General features: G+C 67.2%; 2 protein-coding genes. Both read right to left on the bottom strand.

Features of this window, described 5'->3' with window-relative positions; all coding sequences use genetic code 11:
• Positions 1–189: 189 nt before the first annotated feature.
• On the bottom strand, positions 190–1,479 hold the full coding sequence (locus WA904_RS10980; RefSeq protein WP_425197159.1) for a heme biosynthesis protein HemY: 1,290 nt from the start codon (positions 1,477–1,479) through the stop codon (positions 190–192).
• An 11-nt stretch (positions 1,480–1,490) separates the two neighbouring features.
• Positions 1,491–1,850: uroporphyrinogen-III C-methyltransferase (locus WA904_RS10975; RefSeq protein WP_425197158.1), on the bottom strand; the 360-nt coding region annotated here is incomplete at its 5' end.

Below are 1,850 nucleotides of genomic sequence, written 5' to 3'. Positions count from 1 at the left end.
CTCAGGCAGCCGGATAACTTCTAATGAAAACCGTCAACCATGTCTCCGCACACCTGTCCACCATGTGTCCGGTCTATACACTTCGCCAAAAGAAAGTGAGTAGCCGCCGGGCTACCCCCGGCTTGTTCGCGCACCTCCAACGCAGGAGCAAGACGGCATAAGCAAGCGCAGCAAGAACAACCGAAGAAATTAAACCTCAGCCGCCCGCCGATACGCCTGCACCGCACCCGCCTCATCCCCCCGCTGCTCCGCCAGCAAGGCCAGCGCTCGCCAGGCATTGCGGTGCAGCGTGAGGTCCTGCAGGGCCAGTGAAGCCTGGGACAGCAGTTGCTGGGCCTTGCCCCAGAGCTGGCGCTTCAGGCAGGTCATGCCGGCCAGGTACTGCAGATTCGCATCACGCGGACGCTGCTGCTGTGCCGTCTCGATGCGTGCCAGCCAGGCGGCGTCGATGGAGTCCAGCCCCTGTTCGAGCACCTGGATCAATTTGATGCGCTGCGTGTCGCTGACTTCGGAACGCGGCTGCATCACCGGCTCCCAGACCTGCAGCAGCCAGCTGCGGGCGAGATCGGCATCGCCATGCAGGGCCATGAGGCGCGAGGCGGCGTGGATCACCAGTTCGGGCATGGCGCGTTCGCTGGCGTCCAGCGACTGCCAGGCGGCTTGCAGCTGCGTCGGGTCGTGTGCGCCACCGAGCAGCTCCAGCGCCAGGCCGCGCACAATGCTTTGCGCCGCCGGCGGCGAGAACGCACGGTGTTTGGCCAGCAGGCGGGCGGTCTCCAGCGCCTGCGAGGTCTGCCGCGCCTGGCGGGTCGCGCGCAGTTTGGTACGTAGCGCCAGGGTGCGCCGTGCGGCGCCCTGCGGCAGCTGGTTCAGCAGCTCCAGCGCGGCGGCCGGATCGCGGTCGTCCAGCGCCCAGCGGGCGGCGCGCAGTTGCACGCCTTCGCGGGTTTCCTGGGCAATGCGGTGTGTACTGGTTTCCAGCGCCTGCCGCAAATGTTCCTCGCGCAAGCTGCGGTTCTGCAGCGCCTGGGCGCTTTCAGCCGTCAGCAGGTGGGCCAGCAGGCGCAGCTGGGTGGCCCGGGCTGCGCTGTAGCCGCCGACATCGCTGGAAGTGCGGGCCAGCTGGCTCAGGCTTTTTTCCTGGATGATGGCGTTTTGCGCCAGCTTGGTTGCGCGAATGAAACGGCCGGCCATCAGGTGCGACAGCGCATCCATGAAAGCGGCGTACATCGCCCTTTCCTTTTGCTGGGCGCGCCAGCGTCGGGCTTCGGCCGGCAGCGAAAACACGGCCGATGCCGCGCGCAGCGCCACATACAGCAGGGTGAACAGGCCGGCCAGCAGCAGCACCAGCAGGTTGAAAGAAATGTCGACGCGGTGCGGCGGCCAGAACAGCGTGACCATCGCCTGGTTGTTGCCGGCCACCAGCGCCACCGCCACCGCAATGCCAAAGAGGGCCAGGAGCCAGAAAGCGCTGCGCATGGGGACCGGTCCTAGCGGCCCGCCGCCGCCGTGGCCAGCGCGGCCAGGGTTTCGTCCAGGCGCGGCAGCTCGCTGGACTTCATCTGGCTTTGCACCTGCTGCAGCAACAGGGCAGCCGCCTGCGTCCTGCGCGCTGCCGGGTCGAAATATTTGCCCAGCATGGCACCGGCACTCGCCAGGTCGGAACGGGCGCTGGCCGTCTGCCTCGACAGCAGCCCCAGCCTGGCATTGAGCAGTTTGAGCTTGAGGTTTTCGCGCAGGAAAAAAGCCTGCTCGGGCGCCAGCAACGCGGCGTCGGGCTGGTCGATGCGGCTTACGCGCAGCAGGCTGCGGGCCTCATCCAGCGCACCCTGCAGCGTGCGCTGCCACCA

The organism is Polaromonas sp. (assembly GCF_049790275.1).
Classification (GTDB): domain Bacteria; phylum Pseudomonadota; class Gammaproteobacteria; order Burkholderiales; family Burkholderiaceae_C; genus Polaromonas.
The sequence above is the reverse complement of the archived record's forward strand: the minus strand, read 5'-3'. Positions and strand labels throughout refer to the sequence as shown.